Below are 4478 nucleotides of genomic sequence, written 5' to 3'. Positions count from 1 at the left end.
GCCCCGGCTTCGACAGGCTCAGCCCGAACGGGTGGGGAGGCGCCCCGGCTTCGACAGGCTCAGCCCGAACGGGTGGAGAGGCGCCCCGGCTTCGACAGGCTCAGCCCGAACGGATGGGGTAGGCGCCCCGGCTTCGACAGGCTCAGCCCGAACGGATGGGGAGGCGCCCAGGCTTCGACAAGCTCAGCCCGAACGGATGGGGAGGCGCCCAGGCTTCGACAAGCTCAGCCCGATCAGCGATCAGCGATCAGCGATCAGCCCGACACGGCGGCACGGGATGCCAAGACCCGCTACTCCACCAGCGCCGCATACCGCCGAATCAACTGCGCCAGCGACTCCGCCTCCAGCTTCGCAAACAGATTGGCGCGGTGCGTCTCCACCGTGCGCGGCGACAGGGCCAGTGCCTTGCCGATTTCCTTGTTGGTCAGGCCTTCGACGATCAGCCCCAGCACCTCGCGCTCGCGGGCGGAGAGCTGTGCATAGCGCTCGCGGGCCTGCTGATCGGCCTGGTGGCGTTCGCGTGAGCGCACGTGCTGGCGCACGGCGTTCTGCAGGGCTTCGATGAGCACTTCGTCGTCCACCGGTTTTTCCAGAAACTCCGCCGCGCCGGACTTGAACGCGCGGCGGCACATCTCCACGGTGCCATGCCCGGTGAGCAAGATCATGGGCTGGTCCACGCCCTGCGCCAGCAGCTGCTCCAGCACCGTCAGGCCGCTGATGCCGGGCATGCGCACGTCGAGCACGATGGCGCCGATGCTGGCGCGGTCGAACTCCGCCATGAAGGACTGCGGGTCGGCCCAGGCCTGCACGCGCAGCCCCACCGTGCCGATGAGCAGCGACAGGCTGTCGCGCACGGCGGCGTCGTCGTCCACCAGATGGATCAAGGGGGAGAAGGGGGAGAGCGACGGGGCGGAAGCGAGGGTGTCTGTCATGGGCGGGCGACGGGCAGGGTGAGCACAAACTCGGCGCCCCGGCCTTCGTCGCCGGTGGCTTCGGGCGCCAGGGCCAGCTGGGCGCCCATGGCCTGGGCCAGGCTCTCGCACAGCGTGAGGCCCAGGCCCAGCCCGCCGCTGCGGGTGGAGAAGAAGGGCTCGAACAGGCGCTGGCGGGCTTCGGCGGGGATGCCGGGGCCATGGTCGCGCACCGACAGCGCCACATGGCCGGCGCCTGCGGGCTGCAGGCGGATGCGCAAGCGGCGTTCGGCCTGCGGCACCTGCTCCAGCGCCTGCAGCGCGTTCATGAGCAGGTTGTGCACGATCTGCTGCAAAGCCACGGGCTCGGCCAGCACGTTGGGCAGGTCGGCGGCGAAGTCCAGCTCGGGCGCCACGCCGCGCTGGTGCAGCTCGGGTGCCAGCAGGTGCAGCGCGTCGTGCACGGCCGCAGGCAGCGCCACGGGCTGGGCCTGTCCCGCCAGGTCCGGGCGCTCCACCAGGCGGCGCAGGCGCCCCACCACGGCGGTCGCGCGGCGCGCCTGCTCCACGGCGCGGGCCATGGCGGTCTGCGCGGTGGGCAGCTCGGGCCGGTCTTCGGCCAGCAGGCGCTGCGCGGCCTGGGTGCTGGCCAGCAGGGCTGTCAGCGGCTGGTTCAGCTCGTGCGCCATGCCGGCAGCCAGCTCGCCCAGCGTGTTCAGGCGGGCCACCTGGCCCAGGCGCAGCAGCTCTTCGGCCCGCTGGCGTGCCACCCGCTGGCGCCACAGGGCGTGGCCCGCGGCCCACAGCGCTGCGGTCAGCAGGCACCAGCCCAGCATGCCCCACCAGGGCAGCTCATGCAGGCCCACGCTGCGCTGCAGCACCACGTCGAGCGGCTGGCTTGCTGCGGCAAGGTGCTTGTGAAATGTGTAGGTGCGGCCCTCGGCGCCACTGTGTGCGCGGCCAGGCTGCACCACGAACGCGTCGGTGCCTTGCTCCAGCGTCACGCGCACGGGGCTGTCGGCCAGGTCCATGGGCCACTCGTCTGTGGGGATGGTGGCACGCAGGTCGATGTGCAGCGCATAGCTGGCGGGGGCCGCGGCCAGCACCAGGTAATAGCGCCCGGCCGGCAGGTTGAGCGCGGCCATGGCGGCGTGGCCCGTGCGGCGCGATGCCGCCTCGGCAGCAGCCAGCTCATCGCGCAGCCCCGGGGGCCAGTCGGTGTGTGCGGTGCGCTGCAGAACGGCCAGGATCTGCGGGTAGACCGAGGGCAAGCGCGGCAGCGGCGAGGCTGCGGAAGGGCCGCTGGGGCCGTCTGCGGAGGAGGGTTGCAGCAGCGCCAGCGTGGCCATGATCGCGTCGTGCTGCACCACCCGCTGGCTCAGCAGCCGGTGCACGATGCGCGCGTCGGTTTCGAACGCGGCATGCAATTGCTGCAGGCGGGCCGCCGCCAGCCAACCTGCGCCAGCGCACGCCACCAGCACCCACAGCAGCAGGCTGCGCAGCGGCAGGGCGGGAATGGCGCGGCGCCATGCGGGGTTGGGCATGCGCGGATTCTGGCACGCGCGCTGGGATGCGCCGGCCGCGTCGGCAGCGCTGGAATGCCGGGGTGCTCTGGTGTAATGCCGCTGCGCCGCACCCAGCGTGGCAGCGCTTTCTTTCGACCCCCCTGACGATTTCAAGGAACCAGTGCAGTGATCAGTGTGTTGCAGCGTGTGCGCGAAGCGCGTGTGGAGGTGGGCGGGCAGACCGTGGGCGCCATCGGCCCCGGCCTGCTGGTGCTGGTGTGCGCCGAGCGCGGCGACACCGAGGCCGAGGCCGACCGGCTGCTGGCCAAGATCCTCAAGCTGCGCATCTTCTCCGACGCGGCGGGCAAGATGAACCAGAGCGTGCAGGACACCGGCGGCGGCCTGCTGCTGGTCAGCCAGTTCACCCTGGCGGCCGACACCACGGGCGGCAACCGCCCCAGTTTTACGCAGGCCGCAGCGCCGGACGAGGGCCGGAGGCTGTACGACTATGTGGTGGCCCAGGCGCGCGCGCTGCACCCCCAGGTGGCCACGGGCCAGTTCGCGGCCGACATGCAGGTGCATCTGGTCAACGATGGGCCGGTGACCATCCCGCTGCGGATTCCTCCGGCAGCTGGCGTTTATCAAAAATGATAGCTGTCGATGCTTGATGGATAAGCGCTGGGGCCTGATTTGAATGCTATTTTTGCTGGAGCACCAGCGGTGACACCGGCAGCCACCGAAACGCTGCCGACGCCAGCGCTAGCCAGGCGGCAATCGCCAGCATCACGGCGGTGTGCGCGTCCCACCCGCGGTGTTGCGCCCAGGTGGCCACCAGGCCGGTGAACCACTGCATCAGCGCCACGCCCAGGAACATCGCCATGGTGTAGGCCGACAGCGCCCGGCCGGTGAGCGCGGGCGGGTAGGAGGCGCGCACGTCGGCGTACTGCAGCACACCATAGCCTGACAGCAGGCCCATCAGCAGGATCAGCACCACGTTGGCTGCCGCGTGCACCTGCAGCACCGCGAGCACGGCGAACAGGGACGCCATCAGCAACGAGGCATTGCCGATCCAGCGGCGGCGCCGGCCGGTGCCCGGGTCCAGCCGCCCCGCCAGCCCGGGCGCGAACAGCGCGATGAGTGACAGGCCCAGCGCCACGTTGCCGCTGTCCACCAGCGAAAGGTGGTAGCGGTCCATCAGCAGCGGCGCCAGCCACAGCCCGCGCAGCGACAGGAAGGCCGCATAGCCCGACATGCCCAGCACCAGGATGCCCCAGCTGTGGGGCACCGCCAGCAGCTGGCCAAAGCCCAGCAGGGCCTGGCCCCAGCTTTCGCGCTGGACGGGTGGTGGCACCAGCGGGGCGGGCTCGTGCACGCGCCAGAAGATCATCAGCCACGAGACGGCGCTCAACACCGCCAGCACCGCATAGCCCGCGCGCCAGCCGCCGCCGTGCTGCACCAGCCACGCCAGTGGCGTGCCGGTGAACAGCAGGCCCAGCCCGCCCACGCCCATGCCCACGCCCGAGAGGTAGGCAAAACGCTCCGCCGGAAAGTGCCGCGCGATGAACAGCGTGCAGGCCAGAAAGGCCGGCGAGCAGCCCACGCCGATCATCAGCTGCCCCGCCATCAGCCAGCCATAGCCGGGCGCCGCCGCCGAGAGCGCCGCACCCGCAATGGCCAGCGGAAACGCCGTGAGCACCGTGCGCCGCAGGCCCCACAGGTCCAGCCCCACACCCATCAGCAGCTGCGCCACGCCGAACGACAGTCCGAACAGCCCGGCAAAGGCGCCCAGCGACTGGGGCGAGAGCCCGAAGTCCGCCGTCAACCCCTGCGCCAGGATGGCGGTGGTGGTGCGAAAGGCCTGGCTCAGCGCAAAGCCGCTGAGCAGGATCAGCAGCATGGCCCACAGCGCCCGGGGCGGCGGGCGTGGGGGGGCTTGGGGTGGCGGGGCTAAGAGTCTGTTCAATGTCTTTTTGAAGATCGCATTGGAGTGCAATCGGTATGAGTGGATGTGCCGGGTGCGCCGCATGGGCTCATGCCCATGCAAGCGGCCGGTGCGTTCAAT

Annotated in this window: 4 protein-coding genes; 1 reads left to right on the top strand and 3 read right to left on the bottom strand. The window is 70.9% G+C overall.

Going from position 1 to position 4478, the window contains the following annotated elements:
* Positions 1-290: 290 nt before the first annotated feature.
* Together ACOQFS_RS10585 and ACOQFS_RS10580 are read right to left on the bottom strand one after the other, a co-directional pair.
* Positions 291-932 carry a response regulator transcription factor gene (locus ACOQFS_RS10585; RefSeq protein WP_421562838.1) on the bottom strand — a complete coding sequence of 214 codons (642 nt, stop codon included), beginning with the start codon at positions 930-932 and terminating at the stop codon, positions 291-293.
* Entirely contained in the window at positions 929-2455 is a 1527-nt protein-coding gene (locus ACOQFS_RS10580; protein ID WP_421562837.1) for a sensor histidine kinase, read from the bottom strand. Before ACOQFS_RS10580 ends, ACOQFS_RS10585 begins: the two co-directional genes overlap by 4 nt.
* 147 nt (positions 2456-2602) lie before the next feature.
* Here ACOQFS_RS10580 and dtd point away from each other — a divergent pair, with 147 nt between their 5' ends.
* Positions 2603-3067, top strand: a complete 465-nt coding sequence (dtd, locus tag ACOQFS_RS10575; RefSeq protein WP_421562836.1) for a D-aminoacyl-tRNA deacylase — start codon at positions 2603-2605, stop codon at positions 3065-3067.
* Between the two features lie 46 nt (positions 3068-3113).
* Here dtd and ACOQFS_RS10570 read toward each other — a convergent pair whose 3' ends face one another.
* Positions 3114-4313 carry an MFS transporter gene (locus ACOQFS_RS10570; protein WP_421562835.1) on the bottom strand — a complete coding sequence of 400 codons (1200 nt, stop codon included), beginning with the start codon at positions 4311-4313 and terminating at the stop codon, positions 3114-3116.
* Positions 4314-4478: the final 165 nt, after the last annotated feature.

This window comes from Paracidovorax sp. MALMAid1276, assembly GCF_049198005.1.
Classification (GTDB): Bacteria; Pseudomonadota; Gammaproteobacteria; order Burkholderiales; family Burkholderiaceae_C; genus Acidovorax.
Note: the sequence above shows the minus strand (reverse complement) of the source record. Positions and strands in the feature narration are given on the sequence as shown.

Excerpts from the sequence above, each read along its gene's own strand:
- ACOQFS_RS10585 (WP_421562838.1), bottom strand. The coding sequence starts at position 932 with ATGACAGACACCCTCGCTTCCGCCCCGTCGCTCTCCCCCTTCTCCCCC.
- ACOQFS_RS10580 (WP_421562837.1), bottom strand. The coding sequence starts at position 2,455 with ATGCCCAACCCCGCATGGCGCCGCGCCATTCCCGCCCTGCCGCTGCGC.
- ACOQFS_RS10570 (WP_421562835.1), bottom strand. The coding sequence starts at position 4,313 with ATGCTGCTGATCCTGCTCAGCGGCTTTGCGCTGAGCCAGGCCTTTCGC.